This is a genomic window from Pseudomonas sp. B28(2017), from assembly GCF_002113025.1.
Taxonomy (GTDB): domain Bacteria; phylum Pseudomonadota; class Gammaproteobacteria; order Pseudomonadales; family Pseudomonadaceae; genus Aquipseudomonas.
This window is the reverse complement of record NZ_NEJH01000002.1, coordinates 423,555-444,875: the sequence shown is the minus strand read 5'-3', so window position 1 is coordinate 444,875 and position 21,321 is coordinate 423,555. Positions and strand designations below refer to the sequence as shown.

At 60.8% G+C, this 21,321-nt stretch carries 20 protein-coding genes; 8 read left to right on the top strand and 12 right to left on the bottom strand.

Annotated features, from left to right (window positions below; genetic code table 11):
• Positions 1-3 precede the first annotated feature (3 nt).
• The 7 genes from CAF65_RS06765 to CAF65_RS06735 all read right to left on the bottom strand — a co-directional run bounded on the left by CAF65_RS06765 (position 4) and on the right by CAF65_RS06735 (position 8,985).
• A complete protein-coding gene (locus CAF65_RS06765) occupies positions 4-1,122 on the bottom strand; it encodes a succinylglutamate desuccinylase/aspartoacylase family protein (protein WP_085715608.1) in 1,119 nt (372 codons plus the stop codon).
• A gap of 26 nt (positions 1,123-1,148) precedes the next feature.
• Positions 1,149-1,859, bottom strand: coding sequence for an ABC transporter permease (locus CAF65_RS06760; protein WP_085715607.1), 711 nt, complete (start codon positions 1,857-1,859; stop codon positions 1,149-1,151).
• Complete coding sequence (locus tag CAF65_RS06755; RefSeq protein WP_085715606.1) at positions 1,856-2,584, bottom strand: ABC transporter permease; 729 nt, start codon at positions 2,582-2,584, stop codon at positions 1,856-1,858. Before CAF65_RS06755 ends, CAF65_RS06760 begins: the two co-directional genes overlap by 4 nt.
• Positions 2,585-2,640: 56 nt before the next feature.
• Entirely contained in the window at positions 2,641-3,423 is a 783-nt protein-coding gene (locus CAF65_RS06750) for a transporter substrate-binding domain-containing protein (RefSeq protein WP_008016055.1), read from the bottom strand.
• Positions 3,424-3,649: 226 nt separating this feature from the next.
• On the bottom strand, positions 3,650-5,320 hold the full coding sequence (locus CAF65_RS06745) for an ATP-dependent DNA ligase (RefSeq protein WP_085715605.1): 1,671 nt from the start codon (positions 5,318-5,320) through the stop codon (positions 3,650-3,652).
• Positions 5,317-6,351 carry a ligase-associated DNA damage response exonuclease gene (locus CAF65_RS06740; RefSeq protein WP_085715604.1) on the bottom strand — a complete coding sequence of 345 codons (1,035 nt, stop codon included), beginning with the start codon at positions 6,349-6,351 and terminating at the stop codon, positions 5,317-5,319. Before CAF65_RS06740 ends, CAF65_RS06745 begins: the two co-directional genes overlap by 4 nt.
• Before the next feature lie 183 nt (positions 6,352-6,534).
• Positions 6,535-8,985: a penicillin acylase family protein gene (locus CAF65_RS06735; protein WP_085715603.1), complete on the bottom strand. Its 2,451-nt coding sequence runs from the start codon at positions 8,983-8,985 to the stop codon at positions 6,535-6,537.
• A 191-nt stretch (positions 8,986-9,176) separates the two neighbouring features.
• Here CAF65_RS06735 and CAF65_RS06730 point away from each other — a divergent pair, with 191 nt between their 5' ends.
• Positions 9,177-9,734, top strand: coding sequence for a cysteine hydrolase family protein (locus CAF65_RS06730; RefSeq protein WP_085715602.1), 558 nt, complete (start codon positions 9,177-9,179; stop codon positions 9,732-9,734).
• A gap of 162 nt (positions 9,735-9,896) precedes the next feature.
• Here CAF65_RS06730 and CAF65_RS06725 read toward each other — a convergent pair whose 3' ends face one another.
• The 4 genes from CAF65_RS06725 to CAF65_RS06710 form a co-directional block, all read right to left on the bottom strand.
• Entirely contained in the window at positions 9,897-10,103 is a 207-nt protein-coding gene (locus CAF65_RS06725; protein ID WP_008056806.1) for an SEC-C metal-binding domain-containing protein, read from the bottom strand.
• Complete coding sequence (locus tag CAF65_RS06720) at positions 10,100-10,594, bottom strand: LEA type 2 family protein (protein WP_085715601.1); 495 nt, start codon at positions 10,592-10,594, stop codon at positions 10,100-10,102. The genes CAF65_RS06725 and CAF65_RS06720 overlap by 4 nt, the downstream gene beginning before the upstream one ends.
• Before the next feature lie 87 nt (positions 10,595-10,681).
• A complete protein-coding gene (locus tag CAF65_RS06715) occupies positions 10,682-11,158 on the bottom strand; it encodes a YchJ family protein (protein WP_008016059.1) in 477 nt (158 codons plus the stop codon).
• Positions 11,159-11,162: 4 nt separating this feature from the next.
• Positions 11,163-11,660 (bottom strand): DUF6231 family protein, encoded by a 498-nt coding sequence (locus CAF65_RS06710; RefSeq protein ID WP_085715600.1) that lies wholly within the window; start codon positions 11,658-11,660, stop codon positions 11,163-11,165.
• A 189-nt stretch (positions 11,661-11,849) separates the two neighbouring features.
• Here CAF65_RS06710 and CAF65_RS06705 point away from each other — a divergent pair, with 189 nt between their 5' ends.
• The 4 genes from CAF65_RS06705 to CAF65_RS06690 all read left to right on the top strand — a co-directional run bounded on the left by CAF65_RS06705 (position 11,850) and on the right by CAF65_RS06690 (position 14,522).
• Positions 11,850-12,539: an OmpA family protein gene (locus tag CAF65_RS06705; protein ID WP_085715599.1), complete on the top strand. Its 690-nt coding sequence runs from the start codon at positions 11,850-11,852 to the stop codon at positions 12,537-12,539.
• Positions 12,540-12,630: 91 nt separating this feature from the next.
• Positions 12,631-13,344: an OmpA family protein gene (locus tag CAF65_RS06700; protein WP_085715598.1), complete on the top strand. Its 714-nt coding sequence runs from the start codon at positions 12,631-12,633 to the stop codon at positions 13,342-13,344.
• A gap of 148 nt (positions 13,345-13,492) precedes the next feature.
• Positions 13,493-13,771: a DUF1145 domain-containing protein gene (locus tag CAF65_RS06695; protein ID WP_085715597.1), complete on the top strand. Its 279-nt coding sequence runs from the start codon at positions 13,493-13,495 to the stop codon at positions 13,769-13,771.
• The gene (locus CAF65_RS06690; RefSeq protein ID WP_085715596.1) at positions 13,764-14,522 is read left to right on the top strand and encodes a collagen pro alpha-chain precursor; all 759 of its coding nucleotides are present in this window, start codon (positions 13,764-13,766) and stop codon (positions 14,520-14,522) included. The genes CAF65_RS06695 and CAF65_RS06690 overlap by 8 nt, the downstream gene beginning before the upstream one ends.
• 118 nt (positions 14,523-14,640) lie before the next feature.
• Here CAF65_RS06690 and CAF65_RS06685 read toward each other — a convergent pair whose 3' ends face one another.
• On the bottom strand, positions 14,641-15,105 hold the full coding sequence (locus CAF65_RS06685; protein ID WP_085715595.1) for a CopD family protein: 465 nt from the start codon (positions 15,103-15,105) through the stop codon (positions 14,641-14,643).
• Between the two features lie 99 nt (positions 15,106-15,204).
• On the opposite strand from CAF65_RS06685, the gene dinG reads away from it, so the two are divergent.
• The 3 genes from dinG (at position 15,205) to CAF65_RS06670 (ending at position 21,230) form a co-directional block, all read left to right on the top strand.
• Positions 15,205-17,349 carry an ATP-dependent DNA helicase DinG gene (gene dinG / locus CAF65_RS06680; RefSeq protein WP_085715594.1) on the top strand — a complete coding sequence of 715 codons (2,145 nt, stop codon included), beginning with the start codon at positions 15,205-15,207 and terminating at the stop codon, positions 17,347-17,349.
• A gap of 96 nt (positions 17,350-17,445) precedes the next feature.
• Positions 17,446-19,845 (top strand): beta-galactosidase, encoded by a 2,400-nt coding sequence (locus CAF65_RS06675; RefSeq protein WP_085715593.1) that lies wholly within the window; start codon positions 17,446-17,448, stop codon positions 19,843-19,845.
• A 239-nt stretch (positions 19,846-20,084) separates the two neighbouring features.
• Positions 20,085-21,230 (top strand): serine hydrolase domain-containing protein, encoded by a 1,146-nt coding sequence (locus CAF65_RS06670; RefSeq protein WP_085715592.1) that lies wholly within the window; start codon positions 20,085-20,087, stop codon positions 21,228-21,230.
• The last annotated feature ends 91 nt before the right edge of the window (positions 21,231-21,321 follow it).

Sequence of the window (21,321 nt, the reverse complement as noted above, 5' to 3'; positions counted from 1 at the left end):
TCCTCAAGGCGAAAGTAGATAGCCGCTGCGATAGGCTTCGGTGCCCGCGACGTGGGCGATCACCATGCCGGCAGTGGCCATGCGGCGCAGCGAGCGGGCATACATCAACCCGGCGGCGGAACAATGAACGGGGGTGACGTGATCGTTGACCGGATCAATGATCTCGGCGATCAGTTGCCCGGCTTCCAGGTACTGCCCCGGCAGTGCGGTGAACACCAGCAGCCCGCCGACGGGTGTGGCCACCGGTTCTACACCGGCCAGCGGTGTCGCCGGGTAGGGCAGTTCGGGCAGGGGCGCGGGTTCGCCGGCGATCGCGCCGAAATGGATCAGGTAGTCGATCAACGCCTGACAATCGAGACTGGCCAGCGGGTGATTGACGTCGCCCTGGCCGCGCAATTCGACGGTCACCGAAAAACTGCCCGGCGGAATGTCGAAGTGCTCGCCGAAGCGTTCTTTCAACTGCCACCAGAGCAGGGTGAAGCATTCGTCGAACGACTGGCCACCGGAATCGGTTGCCAGCAGGCTGGCTTCGGCACCGATGTAGCGGGCCAGCGGCTCGACCTGCGGCCAGGCTTCAGGTGTGGTGTAGAGGTGCGCGACCGCTTCGAAATCGCAATGCAGGTCGAGCACCATGTCGGCGTCGCAGGCCAGTCGCTGCAGGGTCAGGCGCTGGGATTGCAGTTGGGTGCCGGCGCTCTGCCGGGCTAGTGCATCGCGCAGGCTGCTGCGGATCAATTGCTGATTTTGCTGCGGATCGTCACCGAGCTTGCCTTCGATCGCGTTGCCGACTTCTTCACTGAGGTCGACGAACCAGCGGTTGAAGTTCTGGCCGCTTTCCAGCTCGTAGCGGCCCAGCGGCACATCCATCAGTACCTGTTCCAGGCCCACCGGGTTGGCGATGGGCACCAGCACGATTTCGCTGCGCAGGCGACCGGCTGCTTCCAGCTCCGCCAGGCGTTGCTTGAGGTGCCAGGCCACCAGCATGCCGGGCATTTCGTCGGCGTGCAGGGAGGCCTGGATGTAGATCTTGCCATTGGCCGGTTGTGGGCCGAAGTGAAAACTGTGGATCTGTCTCGCGGTCCCCGGCATTGGGGCCAGCAGGTCATGTTTCTGGTGGCGCATCTGTTGTTCCTGAAGCAGGTTGAGACCTAGTGGGTCGGCCCGAGGAAGGCCAGCCATCGGCGTTCGGCAAGGCGGAACAGGCCGACCAGCGCAAAAGTGACGGTCAGGTAGATCAGCGCGGCAATGCCGAACGACTGGAAGGTCAGGAAGGTCGCCGAGTTGGCGTCCCGCGCGACTTTCAGAATGTCCGGGATGGTTGCGGTAAAGGCCACGGTGGTCGAGTGCAACATCAGAATCACTTCGTTGCTGTAGTAAGGCAGCGAGCGACGCAGGGCCGACGGCATGATCACGTAGGCATACAGCTTCCAGCCAGTCAGGCCATAGGCCTTGGCCGCTTCGACTTCACCATGGGCCATGCTGCGAATCGCCCCGGCGAAGATCTCCGTGGTGTAGGCGCAGGTGTTCAGGGCGAAGGCCAGGATGGTGCAGTTCATCGCATCGCGGAAGAAGCTGTCGAGCAGCGGTTGCGCGCGTATGGCGGCCAGGCTGTAGATCCCCGTGTAGCAAATCAGCAACTGGATATACAGCGGCGTACCCCGAAACAGATAGGTGTAGAACTGCACCGGCCAGCGAATGTAGAAGTGTGGAGAAACCCTGGCGATGGACAGCGGAATCGACACGATGAAGCCGAAGAAAATCGAAGCGCTGAGCAGCCACATGGTCATGGCCAGGCCAGTGATGTTCTGCCCGTCGGTGTAGAGGAAGGCTTTCCAGTATTCCTGCAGGAGTTCAATCATCGTACGGCCTCCCGTGTGCCGGCGGCGTAGCGGCGTTCGAGCCAGCGCAGCACGATATTGGAGGCACTGGTGATCAACAGGTAGATCAAGGCGGCGAGTACCAGGAAGTAAAACAGTTGATAGCTGCTTTTACCCGCATCCTGAGCAGCCTTGACCAGGTCGGCGAGGCCGATGATCGACACCAGTGCGGTAGCCTTGAGCATCACCATCCAGTTGTTGCCGATGCCTGGCAGGGCAAAGCGCATCATTTGCGGGAACACCACGATCCAGAAGCGCTGGCCGCGTTTGAGGCCGTAGGCGGTGGCCGCTTCGACCTGACCGCGAGGCACGGCAAGGATGGCGCCGCGGAAAGTTTCGGTGAAGTACGCGCCGTAGATGAAGCCCAGGGTCAGAACCCCGGCGCTGAACGGGTCAATCTCGATGTATTCCCATTCCATGTAGTCGGTGAGCGACGTCAGCCAGGTTTGCAGGCTGTAGAAGATCAGCAGCATCAGCACCAGATCCGGCACCCCGCGAATCAGCGTGGTGTAGCACTGGGCAGGCAGGCGCAGCAATTTGACTTTCGACAGCTTGGCACTGGCGCCGAGCAGGCCGAGCAACACGGCCACCAGCAGCGACATCGCCGATAATTTGATGGTCATCCAGGTGCCTTCCATCAGCAACGGACCGAAGCCCTTGAGGCTGAAGGCTGAGAGCCCCAGATTTTGCAGGAGGTTTTCGAACATAAATCAGCAACCTGATCGGAAGAATAAAGCGCCCATCGCAAGATGGGCGCCGGGCATTATTTGCCGCTGTACAGATTCAGATCGCCAAAGTGTTTCTTCTGAATGGTGGCGTAGGTGCCATCATCGTGTAACGCTTTGATACCTTTATCCAAAAGCGCTTTCAGCTCGGTGTTACCTTTCTTAATACCGACCGCTGTTTTGGCCGGCAGCAGTTCATTGTCGACCGGTTTGCTGACTTCGTAGTCGGCACCCTGTGGCGACTTCAGGAAGCCCAGTTCGGCTTGCAGCATGTCCTGGATCCCTGCATCGAGACGACCGGAAGTCAAGTCAGCGTAGACCTGATCCTGGTTGGCGTAGGCCTGGGTTTTTACGCCGGCCTTGTCCAGAATGGCTTTGGCATAGGCTTCCTGAATGGTGCCTTGTTCGTAGCCGACGGTTTTGCCCTTGAGGGACGCGACGTCTGCGGTCACGCCAGAACCTTTCTTGGACACGTAAGCGGTTGGGCCGGAGAACAGCTCGCTGGAGAAGTCGATGACTTTTTCGCGGGCCGGTGTAACGGTCATCGACGAGATCACACCGTCGAATTTGTTGGCCTTCAGGCCGGGGATCATGCCGTCGAAGTCACTTTCGACCCACTTGCACTTGACCTTCAGTTCGGCGCAGATCGCGTTCCCCAGATCGATGTCAAAGCCTACCAGGTTGCCATCGGCCGCTTTCGACTCGAACGGCGCGTAGGAGGGGTCAACGCCGAAACGCAGTTCTTTGTACTCCTTCGCCATGGCGGAGCCAGCAGCCACGCACAACGCCAGTGCAGAAAGGGTCAGCAATGCTTTTTTCATTATTCAATCCCTAAAAACCAATATGAGCGCTCGTGGCGCAGAATTGTTGTTACTGGAAAGCGTGTGACCTATTGAAAGTAGCAATTTCCGAACCAGAGTGCCGAACAAGCGTTTAAAAAGGTGCTTGGAAATGGCCGGAGACAGATTTATGCACGAAAACGGGCGCAGGGAAATGGCCGCACCCGTTCGGTTCAAAAAGAAAAAATAATGAGGATGAAAAGAGGGGCTAGCTGAGCAGATTTTGCAGGGTCGTCAAAGTGTCGGCTTCGTCGACCGACTTGTCCTTGCGCCAGCGCAATATCCGCGGAAAGCGCACAGCAATGCCACTTTTGTGACGGCGGGAGAGGGCGATTCCCTCAAAAACCAATTCAAACACCAGGCTTGGCTGGACGCTGGTCAAGGGCCCGAACTTTTCCACCGTGGTCTTGCGCACGATGCTGTCGATCTGGCGGATTTCGTCATCGCTCAGCCCTGAATAAGCTTTGGCGAACGGCACCAGGGAGCGTTCGCCGGCATCCGGGGGGCCGTCCCAGACGGCGAATGTGTAATTGCTGTAGAGGCTGGCCCGGCGTCCTTGCCCCTGTTGCGCATGGATCAGCACGGCGTCAACGCTGAACGGGTCGACTTTCCATTTCCACCACACGCCCATGTCCTTGGTCCGGCCGATGCCGTACAGGGCATCACGCGCCTTGAGCATCAGGCCCTCGACACCGAGGGCGCGGGAGGCCTCGCGCTGGCGGGCGAGGTCGAGCCAGGTGTCGCCGGACAACAATGGGGAGAGGCGCAACCGCGGATTGGCGCAATCACCGGTCACCCATTCCAGTTGCGCGCGTCGCTCGGCCTGACGCCGGTTGCGCCAGTCCTCGCCCTGCCATTCGAGCAAATCGAAGGCGAGCAGTACCACTGGCACGTCTTCGAGGATTTTCCGGTCCAGGGTCTTGCGACCGATTCGTTGTTGCAGGAGGGCGAAAGGTTGCGCCGCTGATTGAAAAACCTTTTCGATGCCGGTTGGTGCAGATTTCCAGGCGACGATCTCTGCGTCGATCACCGTCCCGTCAGGAAGGCCCAGTATCAAACTGTCCAGTTCAGGGAAGCGTTCGGTCACCAGATCTTCACCCCGCGACCAGATCCACAGTCGCCCGTCGCGCTTGATCACCTGGGCGCGGATGCCATCCCATTTCCACTCCACCTGCCACTGCTGGACAGGGCCAAGCAGCGTTTCGAATTGTTCCACAGGCGGCGACAAGGCATGGGCGAGAAAAAACGGGTAAGGCTGGCCGCCACGCTGGGCGTGTTCATCTTGCGATTCGGCGGCAATCAGTTTCAGGTAGCTGGTGGCGTTGGGGCGATGGGACTGGTCGGTGTAGCCCACCAGCCGCTGCGCCACGCGTTTGCTGTCGAGGTGGGCCATGGCTGCCAGGGCGCGGGTGACCAGCAATCTGGACACCCCGACGCGCAAGCTGCCGGTGATCAGTTTGATGCAGACCATCAGGCTCAGACTGTCCAGTTGCGCCCATAGCATCGGTAACCGATGCGCGAGGGATTGCGCTGTTTCGCCGCGCAGTGGCAGCAGTTTGTCCTCGACCCATGTGGCCAGCCCGTCGGTTGAATGGTGTGACGCTTGCGGTAAAACCAGAGAAATGGTTTCCGCGAGGTCACCGACGGCCTGGTAACTCTCTTCGAACAGCCATTCCGGCAAACCGGAAATCGCTACGGCCAGTTCGCGCAGTACCCGCACCGGCACTAATTGCCGGGGGCGTCCACCCGACAGAAAGTACACCGCCCATGCGGCATCTTCCGGCGTGGCCTGGGCGAAGTAGTTTTGCATTGCTGCCAGTTTGGCGTTGTTCGAGGTGGAGGCGTCCAGTTCGGCATACAGCTCGGCGAACGCCTTCATGGCAGCACCTTGGCAGGCTCGGCTTGGGCAATGATCGCGTCATCTTCGTCATCACCGTATTCGGTGTCGAACGTCGTGGCATCTAGACCCTGCTCGCGCAGATGGCGTACCAGAGCACCGGCCGTTCCATGAGTGACCATGATCCGTTCGGCGCCGGTCTGTTCGATGGCCCACAGCAGACCGGGCCAGTCGGTATGGTCGGACAGCACGAAACCCCGGTCCACACTGCGCCGTCGGCGTGTGCCGCGCAAACGCATCCAGCCGCTGGCAAAGCCATCACTGTAATCGCCGAAGCGGCGCATCCAGCTGCTGTTCGCCGCAGATGGCGGTGCGAGCACCAGCGCCTTGCGCATCATCGGGTCGCTCTTTTTGATTTCGGTGGCATGAATCGTGGGCGGCAGATAAATCCCCGCTTCGCGGTAGATCCGGTTGATTGGTTCTACGGCGTCATGCACCAGAACGGGTCCGAGTCGTGCGTCGATGCCATGGAGAATGCGCTGGGCCTTGCCGAGGGAATAACAGAACAGCACGCTGGTTTTTTCGACCGCCGCATTGGCTTGCCACCATCGATTTATCTCGGCAAACACCTGAGCCTGGGGTTGCCAGCGGTAGATCGGCAGGTCAAAGGTCGATTCGGTGATGAAGGTGTCGCAGCGTACGGGTTCAAAGGGGGCGCAAGTGCCGTCGGGTTCGATCTTGTAGTCCCCGGAAGCCACCCAGACTTCTCCAGCGTATTCCAGTCTTACTTGCGCCGAGCCGAGCACGTGGCCGGCGGGATGAAAACTGAGGAACACGCCCTGATGCAGCAGGCGTTCGCCATAGCCCAGGGACTGCAGGTTGATGGCCTGACCCAGTCGCATGCGCAGAATGGTCTCGCCGGGCGCTGCCGCCAGGTAATGCTGATTGCCGGCGCGGGCATGGTCGCCATGGGCGTGGGTGATCACGGCGCGTTCGACCGGTCGCCACGGGTCGATATAAAAGTCGCCGGCGGGGCAGTACAAACCTTCGGGACGCGAGACAACAAGGTCCATGGCAGTGCCAGAGAGGAGGAATTTGTTAGCTAAGAGTCTGGCGCGGGGCGTGAAGTTCTATCGAGGGGTTGTGGGCGGACAAAAATCCAGCGTGAGAGTGAGCCGCTCGCAATAGCGGTGCGTCAGTCACACGACAATGTTGACTGACAGGGCGCAATCGCGAGCAGGCTCCCACAGGGGAGATTACTTGCCGGGGGTCAGCGTCAACCGCGCCTTGCCATAGGCGTTGTCGAAGTTCTGCGGCTGCATCGGCAGGCTCATGTATTGACCCTTGAGCCACGGTTCAATGCTGTTGAGGTAATTCGGGCTGGCCGGGTTGCCGGATTGGCCGGTACCGTTCTGCGCCATCAGCGGTTCGGACTGGCCGAAGTCGACGATAAAACGCATGGCTGGCGCCAGCGTAGTGTTGAAGTCCTGGCCCCAGGCGAAGACGGCGGTGTTGAGCGTGGTGTGATCGCCGCCGGCCGGCAATGGTCCGCGTACGGTCTGGCCGCTGGTGTTCTTCCATTCATAGCGATGCAGTTTGCCCCACTGCCAGGTCTTGTGATCGCTGCCCAACTGGCTGTCGCCTGCGCTGATCGCGGCGGCGAGGCTGCGAGCGAGGATGGCCGGTTTGTCTTCTTTCTGCGCGGTGCGCACATCATCCCAGAACGGGCTGTCCTCACGTCCGAGCAAATGATCGGCCTGGGCCGAGTAAGACAGCTTGCCGTCGGCGACAAAAGCCTTCCATGCAGGGTTGCTTTCAGGACCCAGTTCATCGAGGAAGATCTGCCGGGTGCTTTCCTGCAGGAACAATTCGTAGATTGCCGCATCGGTGGAGGTTGGGCCGAGCTTGCCGTCGAACGCCATCAAGCGGCTGTAGGCCTCGTGTGCCTTGGCGCGATCGGTCGCCGGCAAGGCGTCGATGGCTTGCTTGAGCGGCTGGGCCATGCCCGGCGCTTCAAACATCTTCTTCAGCTTGGCAGCGAAGGTCGTGATCTGGTCGTATTGCATGGCGATCAGGCTGCGGCTGTCATGTTTGCCTGCACCGGCCAGTTCGGCCAGGCGCTCGCCACGCTCCGGAGCGGCCCAGGAGTTGGACAACTGCATGCCGTAGCCATGGGGAATGACCCGCTGGTTGGCAGTGCCGAGCCAGCCTTGGGCCGGATCCTGGTCGTACGGGTGCAGCATCGGGTCGGCATAACCGTCCCAATCGTAGCGGCCTTCCCAGCCCGGTGAGGGCAGCAGGCCTTCGCCTTCGCGGCGGTTCGGGTAACGACCGGTAACTTGCCATCCGATGTGGCTGGCATCGGCAAATACCAGGTTCAGTGCGATGGCGCGGATTTCGCGGCTGGCATCCGAGGCTTTCTCGACGCTCTGGGCGCGGGACAGGTCGAAGAACGCGTCCAGGCTCTTGTCGTCGGTGAAACTCGGCATCTGCAAGGCCAGGCCAAAACCATTGGCCAGCGTGGTGCTCTGGGCGCTGTTGAGTAGCGGGCCGTGGCGGGTTTCGTATACGGCTTCGCGAATCGGCCGCTGGCCTTTGACGAAATAGGTTTCGTCGCGCACGATCACCGGCTGCCATTTCCCGGCGTTTTCGTAGGTAAGCCCATTACCCTGGCGCTTGATCTTCTCCAGGAACAGGTCCTGGTTGTCGCCCATCACGGACGTCATGCTCCACGCCACTTTGCCGTTGAAACCTCCCAGCACCATCGGCAGGCCCGCGACGGTCACGCCGGACGCCTGATACTTCGGCGTGCGAATCTGCACGTAACTGAACAGCGAAGGCACGCCCAGCGGGCCGTGACTGTCACTGGCCAACAGGCTCTTGCCGCTGCGGCTGCGCTGCGGGGCGATGGCCCAGTTGTTCGACGAAGTGGCGCCCGGCAGATTGAGGTCCGACAGTTGTCCAATGGCTTTACTGAGTTCGGCCAGCCCCGGGACTTGCCCGTTGAGCTTGAGTCCTTGCAGTTTTTCGCTTTCGGCGACCGGCAGTTTTTCATCGGGTGCCGACGGCGTCAGCCACGCGAGTTTGTCGGTGGTGATGGTCTGGGCCAGTACCAGCGAGGAAATTTCTTCCGGCAGGTTGGTCGACTGGCTGAAGTTCAACAGACAGAAAATCAGCGCCGAATCTTCCGGCTGCCAGTATTCAGGCTTGTAGCCGGTGGCCGCCAGGTCGGCCGGCAGTTTGTCGCGGTAGCGGAACAGGTAGGCGTTGACGCCCCGCGCATAGACTTCGAAGAAACGCTTGAGGCGCGGCGAAGAGGCCTTGTACAACTCGCCAGCACTTTTCTTCAGGTTGACCGCCCGCATGTAGCGATCGGCATCCAGCAGGTCCGCACCCTGCATCTCGGCCAAACGGCCCTGGGCCAGCAGGCGCAGGGTGACCATCTGCGTGATGCGGTCGCTGGCATGCACGTAACCGAGGGTGAACAGCGCGTCGTGGAAGCTGTTGCTTTCGATCAGCGGCATGCCCATGGCATTGCGGCGCACCGAAACGTTCTGCGCCAGGCCCTTGAGCGGTTGTACGCCGGAGGTCGGCGGGAGGGTGTCCTGGGCGTTGAAGTTCTGACAACCGGTCAGGCTCAAGACACCGGCCACTGCTGCGGCAACGCCGAACCGGGGTAGAGAATGAGTAAGGGCTGGCGAGGCCATGGCAAAGCTCCTGCGGGGGTAGAGGCGGCGCGAAATAAAGGCGCTACGTTAGTGAGCGGGAGGTGACCGCGCAAGCGGGGTGCAAGGTTATTTCAGGATTTGTCTGATAAACCTGAAAGATCGCAGCCTTGCCAGTCGCAATGGGCGATGTTGAAGTGCGATACGGTCAACAATCCTGGAGAACAGTCGGCATGGAGCTCAAGGCAAATGCGGCACTGATCATCATCGATCAACAGAAAGGCATCCTTCACCCCAGACTCGGCCGCAGGAACAACCCGCAAGCCGAAGCGCGCATGCTGGAGATGCTCGACCATTGGCGGCGCACCGCTCGGCCGGTGATCCATGTACAGCACCTGTCCCGCTCAGAGGACTCAGTGTTCTGGCCGCAGCAGTCGGGGGTGGAGTTTCAGGAGCGTTTTGCACCAAGGGCCGGCGAACGCCTGATCCAGAAACAGGTGCCGGATGCGTTTTGTTCGACGGGGCTGGAGACGCAGTTGCGCGAGGCAGGGATCGGGCAGTTGATCATCGCCGGTGTCGCGACCCACAACTCGGTGGAATCCACGGCACGCACTGCGGGCAACCTGGGGTTTGATACGTGGGTGGCCGAGGATGCGTGCTTTACCTTCGACAAGGCTGATTTTTTCGGCCATGCCCATAGCGCCGAGGAGGTGCATGCGATGTCGCTGGGGAATTTGCACGGTGAGTATGCGACGGTGGTCAGCACCGCATGTGTATTAAAGGCTGACTGAAAACCTGTAGGAGCGAGCTTGCTCGCGATGGTGTGTCAGCTACACAGATGTCGACTGACAGTCCATCGCGAACAAGCTCGCTCCTGCAAGGGAACTGCATTCACACCACAGGTCTGCTTGCGAAGACGATTCAACAGGCGAAGCAAGTCTTCGCCCGAAGCATCAAGCGCCGTGGCACTTCTTGAATTTCTTGCCGTTGCCGCATGGGCACGGATCGTTGCGGCCGACGTCTTTCAGGGCGTTGCGCACCGGTTCCTGGTGAGCGTGGCCGCAGTTCGGACCGTGGACATGGCCGTGGTCGTGATCATGCTGGTGATGGTCATGATCGTGGTTGCAGTCAGGGCCATGGACGTGGGGTTGCTGGGTCATCGGTGTTGCTCCGGAATTAAATCGGCGGGGATTATCACGCCATTGCGCGCCAGGTGCACGTAGTGGGCGATGAATATACCGGTTTCCAGCTCACCTTCCAGACGATAGGGAATGGGTTGATCGGATTTTTTCAGCAGTTTGGCCAGGTCACGTACCTTTGACCACAGGTTGGTGCGGATCGGTACCTTGAAGTAGGCGCTGTGTTTGGGGCCGACGGTGAACCAGTGTTCGTGCTCGCCTTCGGCAAGCAGAATGTCACCCAAGTGAATGCGGTACTCCAGACTGCGCACCGTCAGGTCGCTGTCGTTGGGGTTGTCGATGCGAAAATGCAGGAGGAGTTTCTGTTCCAGCAATTTGGCGCGGACCACCTCTATCTTCACCAGATGGACTTCGGGGTCCGGCAAGTCGTCGCCGAACCACGATACGCAGCCGCCGAGTCCCAGTGTCAGGAACAACGTGAGCAGATAGAGTGCGCCGCGCCGGATGATCATCGTGGTGTTTCTCCCTTGAGCCCCAGTCTAGACCCAAAAGATCGCAGCCTTCGGCTACTCCTGCGGGGTGGACAGGCATTCCATGTCCTAGCTGCTGAAATACCCCGCGCAACACTTCTTGAACTTCTGCCCACTCGCACACGGGCAGGCATCATTGCGTCCAGCCTTGAGCGGCACGGTGGGGTCGATGAAATACCAGCGCCCGGTGTTTTGCACAAATGACGAACGCTCGCGGTGGCTGTGCTCGCCACCGCTGTCGTGCCACCGCGCGGTGAAGGTCACGAAAGCGTGTTCAGGCTGGCCGCCCAGTACTTCGGAGCTTTCCACCTCAAGGCCCAACCACGTACTTTGTGCGCTCCAGTCGCTGATCGATTGACGGTCCAGGCCGGCCTGTTGGGCAGGCAGGGTGGTGGCCACCAGATAATCGACCAGCCCCAACACATAGGCGCTGTAGCGTGAGCGCATCAAGGCTTCCGCGCACGGCGCCGGGTGCCCGGCATGGTAGTGACCGCAGCAGGCATCGAGCGGGGTGCCGCTGCCGCAAGGGCAAATGGATGTACTCATTGCATTACCACCAGTATTTCCCGAAGTTTTCCGGATTGGCCCAAAAGCGCGAATTCAGCCAGTCGGGGACTTGTTTGTATTCAAGCAGATCGTAGGTAAACAGGGTCAGGACCTGTTCGTCCCGTTGAAAGCGTTCGCTGGCTTGCAGGGCCATGGAGAAAAAGTCGGTTTCCTGCCATCCGCAGGCCGACAGATCCGCCAGCACGGCGATGCGGCTGGCGTTGAGGTTGCGGATACCGCCCAGCAGGTTCAGGCCGTCGCGCTTGGGCAAGTGCTCCAGGCAATCGACCGCCAGGGCCAGGTCGAATCGGCGGGCTGCCAACTCGGCGGGCAATGGCCCGGGGGCAGCGCAAGCGACGCTGCTTTCAGGGTGAGCAAGTTTGAATGCTTCCAGTGCCGGGAACTCGCTGGCGCCGATCAACAACAGGCGCGCGGGGGCATATCGGTCAAGTAAAGCGGCCAGAGCCTGTTGCGGCGTGCGTGAAGAAATATCTGCAGTCATCGAAGATCCTCAATCAGATCTGCCAAGACTAGCCTGCCCGAACGTTCGGGCCTAGAGCGGCTTGGCGACAAAAGCGTCAACCTGTCGCCAATGCGTGAATAAACAGCATGGCCTATTGCTGGCGGAGTTTAAAACTCGGGTCTTTACTACCTGAATCGGTTCTAAGCCGATCCTTCAGGAGAAAACTAGATGAGCATAGTTCGGACAGCATTACCCTTGGTTCTGCTAACCAGTGTCTTGACTGGTTGCGCAGGTTTGCAGAAAACCGATTGGCCGACCTGCGCGGCGGTTGGTGGTGTCGTGGGCGCGGGCCTCGGTGCGACCGAAAGCTCGGCATGGGCAGGGTATGGTGCTCTGCTCGTCGGCGGCACGGCAGCGGCTTATTGCTGGGTTCACGGGGATGGCGACGAAGACGGTGATGGTGTGCCGGACAGCCGTGACAAGTGCCCAGGCACGCCAAAAGGCGTTCAGGTCGATGCCAACGGTTGCCCACCACCAGCACCTGTGGTCGAAGAAGCGGTTGTGGTCAAGGAAGAAACCATCGTCATCCGCGATGTTCACTTCCAGTTTGATAAAGCCACGCTTACCTCGTCCGACAAACTGGTACTCGACAAGATTGCCACTCGCCTGAAAGCCGAAGCCCCGACTGCCAAACTGACCGTCACCGGTCATACCGACAGCGTGGGCAGCGATGTCTACAACCAGAAACTGTCGGATAAACGCGCCCACTCGGTGGTTGAATACCTCATCTCGCAAGGCGTACCTCGCAGTAACTTCGTGTCGGTTGTCGGTGCCGGTGAAAGCCAGCCGGTTGCTGACAACAAAACCGCTGACGGTCGTGCACAGAACCGTCGTACGGAAATCAAAATCGAGCGTTAAGCCCCCCTCGCATCCGCGCCTTGTGCAGTCGCGGATGCGGGTCTTTACTCCTGTGTAACCGGTATTGGCCGGGGACACAGGAGCTTTCAACATGATCGTTCTCACAAGGACCGTCTTGCCGGTTCTGCTACTTGGCAGTCTCTTGACCGGCTGCGCGACCCACAGCGACGGCACTGCCCCCCTCAATCAACGAACCTGGCCAATTTGCAGCCTCATCGGTGGCCTGGTCGGTGGTGGTCTGGGCGCCATCGAGAATGGTGGTTGGGCCGCGGGTGGGGCGGCGCTGGGTATCTTGTCCGGCGGTTTGATCTGCTATGCCCAGGATGGCGACGAAGACGGCGACGGCGTTTTCGACCGACGCGACCGTTGCCCTGACACCCCCGCCAATACCCCGGTCGAGCATCACGGTTGCCCGATGCCGCAGTATCCGGCCGCCAGCGTCAAACCCGAGTCCGCACAATCCGAAGTCATCACCCTGAGCGATGACGTGCTGTTTGCCTTCAATCAATCCGACCTGACCCCGACGGCGAAGAGTCGTCTGGATGCATTGATGAGCAAGTTCGAAGATGCCGATGTGGTCAGCATCAAGGTGGTCGGCCATACCGACAGTGTCGGCTCGGATGTCTATAACCAGGCCTTGTCGGAGCGGCGTGCCAGCAGCGTGGCGGAATACCTGTTGAGCCAGGGTGTGGCGCCGAACAAAGTCACCAGCGAAGGCAAGGGCGAGAGTCAACCGATTGCCGATAACGAAACGGAAGAAGGGCGTGCGAAAAACCGTCGCGTGGATCTGCATATAAACCGTTGAACCAAGAGATAGAGCCGTCGAGCGACAGTTGTGAGCGCTGCGACGGCCGTTCGGCGGCCTTCATGAAGAATTTTCCGTTGCCCTCTGGCTTAACCCGCGTGGAAGCCGTTACTGTGCGTGCAAACAATAATTCTCATCGGGGGAGCGTATGAAAGTCATATGGGGGCTGGGGCGGTTATTGACCCTGGTGTTCTGGTCGGTGGTGCTGGTCAACCTGCTCACGCCGTTCGTCTTTCCGCTGCACCCGTTGGTCAATCTGGCCGGCGGCCTGTTGGGATTCATCCATCTACTGGAAGCATTGCTGTGCTATCGCAGCCTGCGGGGTCGCGCCCATCCCTGGCTTGACCGCCTGAAGATCGTCATTTTCGGCGTATTCCACCTGCAAACCATTCCAGCCCCTACCGCTTCGAAGGCTTCCCATGCGTAAACTCTGCCTGCTCGCCGCACTCATCAGCCCATTGGCCTGCGCACAGGTGGTGAGTGTCGAACCCAACTCGTTGATGCGCTTGCCCAACACTGCCAGCACCCTGCAACTGGAACGCCTGGAAGTGGCCGATTATGGCACCTTGCTGATTCCCTCGAACGTCACCGAAGTCACCGTGGGTGAATTGCATCTGGGGCGAGAGGCGCGCATCGCCATCGTGCCGGGGGAACAGGCACTGGCGCTGAAGGTCCGCCGCGCTGATTTGTCCGAAGGCAGCCAGATCACCGCCCGTGGCGCCCCCGGGACCTATCAGAAGGCCGCTCGATCCGGACGCAATCTTGATTTGCAGATCAAGGCACTGAATGCACCGCAATTGCTCGTTGATGCCCGTGGTGGCGCGGGCGCACCGGGGTTTGTCGGTCTCGATGGGGCTAACGGTGAGGAACCGGGGTGCACTTGGGGGCAGGCCGGTCGTGGCGCCGATGGCAGTGATGGCAGCAATGGTCAGCCGGGGGCCCCGGGAGCGCTGGTTAAACTGGCGGTGCCACACGACTTCCCGGCAGACCGAATCAAGGTCCAGGTGGCTGGCGGTGCCGGTGGTCTGGCCGGTCCGGGCGGCAAACCGGGCGCGGGTGGCAAGGCCAAGGGTTGCCTGATCTACAAGGCCGATGGCGGCAAGAGCGGTAAACCCGGGGCTGATGGTCAGCCTGGGCCAGAAGGGGCGGCGGGTTCGGTGACGGTTCAGCGGTTGTAAGCAATCGCCGAAATGTGTGTCGTCCAGTCGATTGTCTTCGCGGGCAAGCCCGCTTCCACATTGGATCACCGAACCTTGTGGGAGCGGGCTTGGTTCGGACGGCGTTCCGACGAAGCTTTTAAAGCGTCGGCCGAACCGCCGCAATCGCCACCACCACCAACCCCACCAGCAGATTGATCCCCACCAAGCGGCGAATCCGCCCCAGTACACTGGCCCCCATGGGCCAATCCTGCGCGTCCACGGCGGTGCGCAGTTCCGGCAGCATCAGCGCCTGAATGCGGATAAACAGCGCAGTCATCACCACATACAAGCCCATCATCACCTGCACATAGCGCGGCGCGTTTTCAAAACCGGTGAAGTGCAGATTCAGCATGACCACGCCGCTGACCGGCAACAGCACGACCGCCACCCAGACCCAGCGGAAAAAACCTTGAAACACTTCTACCCATAACTTCAGCCGGCCAGGGCCTTCAAGTGCCTTGATCGCCGCGGGGCGCAGGACCATCCAGGCGAAAAACATGCCGCCGACCCAGACCAGGGCCGCCAGTACATGCAGGCTATAAACGAGGCTAAAAGGTGTCATTGGGGTACTCCGTTCTGCGCGGGATTCATTAGCGGAGTATGATAGCGGCCGAACCGAACTACTGAAAATTTATCCAGCGTTTTTTGCGCCCGACAATCCATGATCAGCACCGAACTCAAAACCACGATCCAGGGCGCCTACTCGCGTTTTCTCGAAGCCAAGAGCCTCAAGCCACGCTACGGCCAACGCCTGATGATCGCCGAAGTCGCCAAGGTCCTGGGTGACATCGACACCGACGACGAAGGCCGGCGCAGTGGCGACCCCGCGATAGTCGCGGTGGAAGCCGGCACCGGTACCGGCAAGACCGTGGCCTACAGCCTGGCGGCGATTCCCACGGCGAAGGCCGCCGGCAAGCGCCTGGTGATCGCCACGGCCACCGTGGCCCTGCAAGAGCAGATTGTCTACAAGGACTTGCCCGACCTGATGCGCAACAGCGGGCTGAACTTCAGCTTCGCCCTGGCCAAAGGGCGCGGGCGCTACATGTGCCTGTCCAAGCTCGACATGTTGCTTCAGGAGGGCCACGCGCAGACCGCCACGGCACAGTTGTTCGAGGAAGAGGGCTTCAAGATCGAGGTCGACGAGGCCAGTCAGAAGCTGTTTACCAGCATGATCGAAAAACTCGCCGGCAATAAATGGGACGGCGACCGCGACAGTTGGCCAACCACCCTGGAAGACGCCGACTGGGCGCGCCTGACCACCGATCACAGCCAGTGCACCAACCGTCATTGCCCGAACTTCGGCCAGTGCGCCTTCTACAAGGCCCGCGAAGGCATGGGCAAGGTCGATGTGATCGTCACCAACCACGACATGGTCCTGGCCGACCTGGCCCTGGGCGGCGGCGCCGTGCTGCCGGACCCGCGCGACACCATCTACGTGTTCGACGAAGGCCATCACCTGCCGGACAAGGCCATCGGCCATTTCGCCCATTACACGCGCCTGCGCTCCACTGCCGACTGGCTGGAAACCACCGCCAAGAACCTCACCAAACTGCTGGCCCAGCATCCGTTGCCGGGCGACCTGGGCAAGTTGATCGAGCAGGTGCCGGAGCTTGCGCGGGAGATCAAGACCCAGCAGCAGTTCATGTTCACTGCGTGCGAGCAGATTGCCGATTTCAAACCCGGCGAGGACGTTGAAGGTCGCGAGCGCCCGCGTCATCGATTCGTCGGCGGGGTGATTCCCGAGCACATGCGCGAAATGGGCATCGAACTGAAGAAAGGCTTCGCACGGCTGACCGATTTGTTCACCCGCCTGACCGACCTGCTCAAGGAAGGCATGGACGGCGAGGTCAACATCGGCATCGCCAGTAACCAGGCTGAAGAGTGGTATCCGCTGTTCGGCAGCCTGTTGTCCCGTTCTTCCGGCAACTGGGAGCTGTGGACCGCCTTCACCGTCGAAGACCCGGAAGACAACCCGCCCATGGCCCGCTGGCTGACCCTGGCCGAAAGTGGCTCGCTGTTCGACATCGAGGTCAACGCAAGTCCCATCCTGGCGGCGGAAATGCTCCGGCGCAATTTGTGGAACGTGGCATATGGCTGTCTGGTGACCTCGGCGACCCTGACTGCCCTGGGTACCTTCGACCGCTTCCGCATGCGCGCAGGCCTGCCGAAAAAAGCCGTGACCGCAGTGGTGCCAAGCCCGTTCCATCATGCCGACGCCGGTGTGTTGCGGGTGCCGAACCTGAACGCCGACCCACGTGATGCAGCGGCGCATACCGCCGCGATCATTCGTGATCTGCCTGAGCTGGTAGAAGGCTCGCGGGGCACCCTGGTGCTGTTTTCCTCGCGTAAACAGATGCAGGACGTGTTCGATGGCCTTGACCGCGACTGGCGCAAGCAAGTGTTCATTCAGGGCAATCTGTCGAAACAGGAAACCCTGAACAAGCACAAGGCGCGAGTCGATGGCGGGGATTCCAGCGTGTTGTTCGGCCTGGCGAGCTTCGCCGAAGGGGTCGACTTGCCCGGTGCCTATTGCGAGCATGTGGTCATTGCCAAGATTCCTTTCTCGGTGCCCGATGATCCCGTCGAAGCAGCCTTGTCCGAATGGATCGAGGCCCGGGGCGGCAATCCGTTCATGGAAATCTCCGTACCGGACGCCTCGCTGAAGCTGGTCCAGGCCTGCGGTCGCCTGCTGCGTACCGAAGAAGACCGCGGCACCATCACCTTGCTCGACCGGCGCCTGGTGACCCAGCGCTATGGCAAAGCCATCCTCAACGCGTTGCCGCCGTTCCGTCGAGAAATTTCCTGACGCACCGGTGGGCAGTTTTGCCCGCCGCGTTGTCTATCTCTCTGCCACCGCTTTTCCACTGGCCCATTGAAGGTCGTTAGGGAGAATTTCGTTCTCATGATTTGCCGTTCGTTGCCTGCCGTTTTTGCCTTGCTGTTCGCAACACCTCTGCTGGCCGCTCCCGCCGGCCAGCAGACGCTGTTCAACTTTGTGCGCCCCACCGACGTGGTCCAGGTGGCGACTCAGGATGCCAGCCTGCCGCAATCCAACGCCGAGCAAACCCCCGAGGGCGAAGTGCTGCGTCGGGTGACGTTCAACCCGGTCGCCCGGCCGACGTTGCGCCTGACCCCGCTAACCGGCGCTTGGGACTGGTCGCAGTCGGGCGTCATGAGCCTGCGGGTCCAGAGTGCGATGAACTGGGCCTTGACCCTGTACGTGACCATCCAGAGCAACGACGGCAAGACACTGGTCAGCCGCGTCGATCTGCCGGCGGGGCCTGCGCAAACCCTGTTGGTGCCACTGCAAGCGACATCCCCGTTGAGCCAGGGCATGAAGGCTGGCCCGCCGATGCCGATGACCGTCGATGGCCAACGTGTGTTGCTGGCCAGTAGCGCCGGTGAGCTGGATCGCAGAGAAGTGGTGTCGGTGAGTTTGTCGATGGATCAGCCAAAAGCCGCGCAGAGCATCCTGCTGGAGCGCTTTGGCGTGCAGGACGGTGAGTCGGTAACCCAAGCCGTGTATGGCGGGTTGGTGGATGCTTACGGTCAGTCGACCCGGGGCAAATGGCCGGAAAAGATCAACAGCGACGAACAACTCAAAAACGCCGCCAGCAAGGAGCAGCAACAACTGAAAACCTGGCTGGCCGAGCGCGAAAAGTCCTCCCTGGACAAATTCGGTGGTTTGACCAAAGGCCCATCCTTCAAGGCCAGCGGCTTTTTCCGCACAGAGAAGCGTGACGGTCGCTGGTATCTGGTGACGCCTGAAGGTCACCCGTTCTATTCCCTCGGGGTCAATACCGTGGCCCCGGATGTCGACCAGACCTATGTTGCCGGCCGCGAGTGGATGTTCGAATCCCTGCCCAAGGCTGACGAGGCGCTGGCCAGCCACTATGGCGAAGGCGACAACCGTGGCGGCAACGGGGCCGATCAAGGGCGCGGCTACAATGCCGGCCGCTGGTACGATTTCTACGGTGCCAACCTGCAACGCCTTTATGGTGATCCTTGTGCGTTGGGCAGCGAAACCAGAGCTGGAGTCGCCGAGGCGGCCAACTCCGAAGCGACGGTAGCGAAAGCGGCAGAGTCAAAACCTGTCGAACCGTGCAAGGCGAAGTTCGACGAGCAGCGCTGGGCCAGCCACACCCTTGATCGCTTGCAGGCCTGGGGCTTCAACACCATTGGCAACTGGAGTGCGCCGGTGCTGGGCAACGCTGATCGCTTGCCGTACACCTTGCCGCTGTCGATCGTCGGCGACTACGCCAGCATCAGCACCGGCACCGACTGGTGGGGCGGTATGCCTGACCCGTTCGACCCGCGTTTCGCCATGGCCACCGAACGCGCCGTGGCAATTGCCGCTCGTGACCATCGTGACGATCCATGGCTGATCGGTTACTACGCTGACAACGAACTGGCCTGGGCCGGTCCCGGCGATGACCCGAAAGCCCGTTATGCTCTGGCCTACGGTACCTTGAAAATGACCACCGACGTGCCGGCCAAGCGCGCGTTCCTCAAGCAACTGCGTGACAAGTACCGCAATCAGGCTGGCCTGTCGAAAGCCTGGGGCATTGATCTGCCGGCCTGGGAACTGATGGAAGATCCGGGATTCGTACCGCCGCTCCCGAGCGCCGAGCACCCGGAAATCGAAGCCGACTTCAAATACTTCCAGAAGGTCTTTGCCGACACTTACTTCAAGACCATCTCCGACTCACTCCAGTGGCACGCACCTAACCAGTTGCTGCTCGGCGGCCGTTTCGCCATCAGCACGCCGGAAGCCGTGGAATCCTGCGCCCAGTATTGCGACGTGTTGAGCTTCAACATGTATACCCTGCAACCCCAGGATGGTTATGACTTCGCCAGGCTGCGCAGCCTCGACAAACCGGTGCTGGTGACCGAGTTCAATTTCGGCTCGGCTGATCGTGGCCCGTTCTGGGGGGGCGTCACACCTTTGGCGAAGGAAGAGGACCGCGGTGCGGCGTATGCCAACTTCCTCAAGCAAGCCTTGAGTGAGCCGTCGATTGTTGGCGTGCATTGGTTCCAGTACCTTGATCAACCGGTCACCGGGCGCCTGCTTGACGGTGAAAACGGTCACTTCGGGTTGGTGGGCATCACTGATCTGCCGTTCCAGGGCTTTGTCGACAGCGTGCGCAAGAGCAACCTGGTGACAGTCGAACAATTGGGCAAAGAGGCCGAGAAGTCTGCGGCCGCCGACAAAGCCAGCCACGACGCCGAGGGCGGCCGCAAGGCCGAGGCCGGCAAGGGGCCAGGGAAGGGCGCTGGTGGACATTCCGGGAATGGTCACTGAGTCCTGACACCGCGTTATCGCTCTTCGCGAGCAAGTCGGATCGCCGTACCGCCGCTCCCACAAGAGAATGCATTCCAATGTGGGAGCGACCCTGCTCGCGAAGGCGCCTATTCAGGCGCAATAAATTTCCGATCAGTTCTATGAGTGACTGACCATCCAGCCCAACCCTGTTCCCAAATCCTTCAAGGGCTGGAACAATGCCCGCCACTTTGTAGAGCGTTATTCCGGGGGAGTTGCGGGTGCAGATTCAGGGTCATTACGAGCTAAAGTTCGAGGCGGTGCGTGAGGCTTTCGCGGCATTGTTTGACGATCCCCAGGAGCGTGGCGCCGCGTTGTGCGTTCAGATCGCTGGCGAAACGGTGCTCGACCTCTGGGCCGGCACTGCCGACAAGGACGGGGCCGAGGCCTGGCACAGCGATACCATCGCCAACCTGTTCTCCTGCACCAAGACCTTTACCGCAGTCACCGTGCTGCAATTGGTGGCTGAAGGCAAGCTGCAACTGGATGCCCCGGTTGCGCGTTACTGGCCCGAATTTGCCGCTGCCGGCAAAGAGTCTGTCACTCTTCGTCAACTGCTCTGTCATCAGGCCGGCCTTCCGGCATTGCGCGAATTACTGGCCCCTGAAGCCCTTTACGACTGGCAAACCATGGTCGACGCCCTGGCCGCCGAAACGCCGTGGTGGACGCCGGGCGAAGGTCACGGTTACGCGGCGATCACCTATGGCTGGCTGGTCGGCGAATTGCTGCGCCGTGCCGATGGTCGTGGGCCGGGTGAATCCATCGTTGCGCGGGTCGCCAGGCCGTTGGGCCTGGACTTCCATGTGGGCCTGGCCGACGAAGAGTTCTATCGCGTGGCCCACATTGCGCGGGGTAAGGGCAATGTCGGCGATGCTGCCGCCCAGCGCCTGTTGCAAGTGACCATGCGTGAGCCAACGGCCATGACGACCCGGGCGTTCACCAACCCGCCGTCGATCATGACCAGCACCAACAAACCCGAGTGGCGACGCATGCAGCAGCCAGCCGCCAACGGTCATGGCAATGCCCGCAGCCTGGCCGGGTTCTACGCCGGCCTGCTCGACGGCAGCCTGCTGGAAAGCGAAATGCTCGATGAATTGACTCGTGAGCACAGCCTCGGCGAGGACAAGACTTTACTGACCCGGACCCGTTTCGGTCTGGGTTGCATGCTCGATCAACCGGACGTTGCCAACGCCACCTTCGGCCTTGGCCCGCGCGCGTTTGGTCATCCGGGCGCCGGCGGCTCCATAGGTTTTGCTGACCCGGAGTACGATGTGGCCTTCGGATTTGTGACAAATACCCTGGGACCGTACGTCTTGATGGACCCGCGCGCGCAAAAGCTGGTGCGGGTTCTGGCCACTTGTCTGTAAAAGCGGCTATCGGCTTCCGGGGCTGGAACCCGATAGTCTTTTCACTTTCAAAGCGTCTGCTTATACGGGCCGATGTGGCCTGATTTTTTGA

Coding starts and splice junctions, on each gene's coding strand:
- CAF65_RS06695 (WP_085715597.1), top strand. CDS start 13,493: ATGAAAGTCATATGGGGGCTGGGGCGGTTATTGACCCTGGTGTTCTGG.
- dinG (WP_085715594.1), top strand. CDS start 15,205: ATGATCAGCACCGAACTCAAAACCACGATCCAGGGCGCCTACTCGCGT.
- CAF65_RS06760 (WP_085715607.1), bottom strand. CDS start 1,859: ATGATTGAACTCCTGCAGGAATACTGGAAAGCCTTCCTCTACACCGAC.
- CAF65_RS06755 (WP_085715606.1), bottom strand. CDS start 2,584: ATGTTCGAAAACCTCCTGCAAAATCTGGGGCTCTCAGCCTTCAGCCTC.
- CAF65_RS06715 (WP_008016059.1), bottom strand. CDS start 11,158: ATGAGTACATCCATTTGCCCTTGCGGCAGCGGCACCCCGCTCGATGCC.
- CAF65_RS06745 (WP_085715605.1), bottom strand. CDS start 5,320: ATGAAGGCGTTCGCCGAGCTGTATGCCGAACTGGACGCCTCCACCTCG.
- CAF65_RS06690 (WP_085715596.1), top strand. CDS start 13,764: ATGCGTAAACTCTGCCTGCTCGCCGCACTCATCAGCCCATTGGCCTGC.
- CAF65_RS06705 (WP_085715599.1), top strand. CDS start 11,850: ATGAGCATAGTTCGGACAGCATTACCCTTGGTTCTGCTAACCAGTGTC.
- CAF65_RS06735 (WP_085715603.1), bottom strand. CDS start 8,985: ATGGCCTCGCCAGCCCTTACTCATTCTCTACCCCGGTTCGGCGTTGCC.
- CAF65_RS06750 (WP_008016055.1), bottom strand. CDS start 3,423: ATGAAAAAAGCATTGCTGACCCTTTCTGCACTGGCGTTGTGCGTGGCT.
- CAF65_RS06685 (WP_085715595.1), bottom strand. CDS start 15,105: ATGACACCTTTTAGCCTCGTTTATAGCCTGCATGTACTGGCGGCCCTG.
- CAF65_RS06710 (WP_085715600.1), bottom strand. CDS start 11,660: ATGACTGCAGATATTTCTTCACGCACGCCGCAACAGGCTCTGGCCGCT.
- CAF65_RS06730 (WP_085715602.1), top strand. CDS start 9,177: ATGGAGCTCAAGGCAAATGCGGCACTGATCATCATCGATCAACAGAAA.
- CAF65_RS06675 (WP_085715593.1), top strand. CDS start 17,446: ATGATTTGCCGTTCGTTGCCTGCCGTTTTTGCCTTGCTGTTCGCAACA.
- CAF65_RS06740 (WP_085715604.1), bottom strand. CDS start 6,351: ATGGACCTTGTTGTCTCGCGTCCCGAAGGTTTGTACTGCCCCGCCGGC.
- CAF65_RS06725 (WP_008056806.1), bottom strand. CDS start 10,103: ATGACCCAGCAACCCCACGTCCATGGCCCTGACTGCAACCACGATCAT.
- CAF65_RS06765 (WP_085715608.1), bottom strand. CDS start 1,122: ATGCGCCACCAGAAACATGACCTGCTGGCCCCAATGCCGGGGACCGCG.
- CAF65_RS06720 (WP_085715601.1), bottom strand. CDS start 10,594: ATGATCATCCGGCGCGGCGCACTCTATCTGCTCACGTTGTTCCTGACA.
- CAF65_RS06700 (WP_085715598.1), top strand. CDS start 12,631: ATGATCGTTCTCACAAGGACCGTCTTGCCGGTTCTGCTACTTGGCAGT.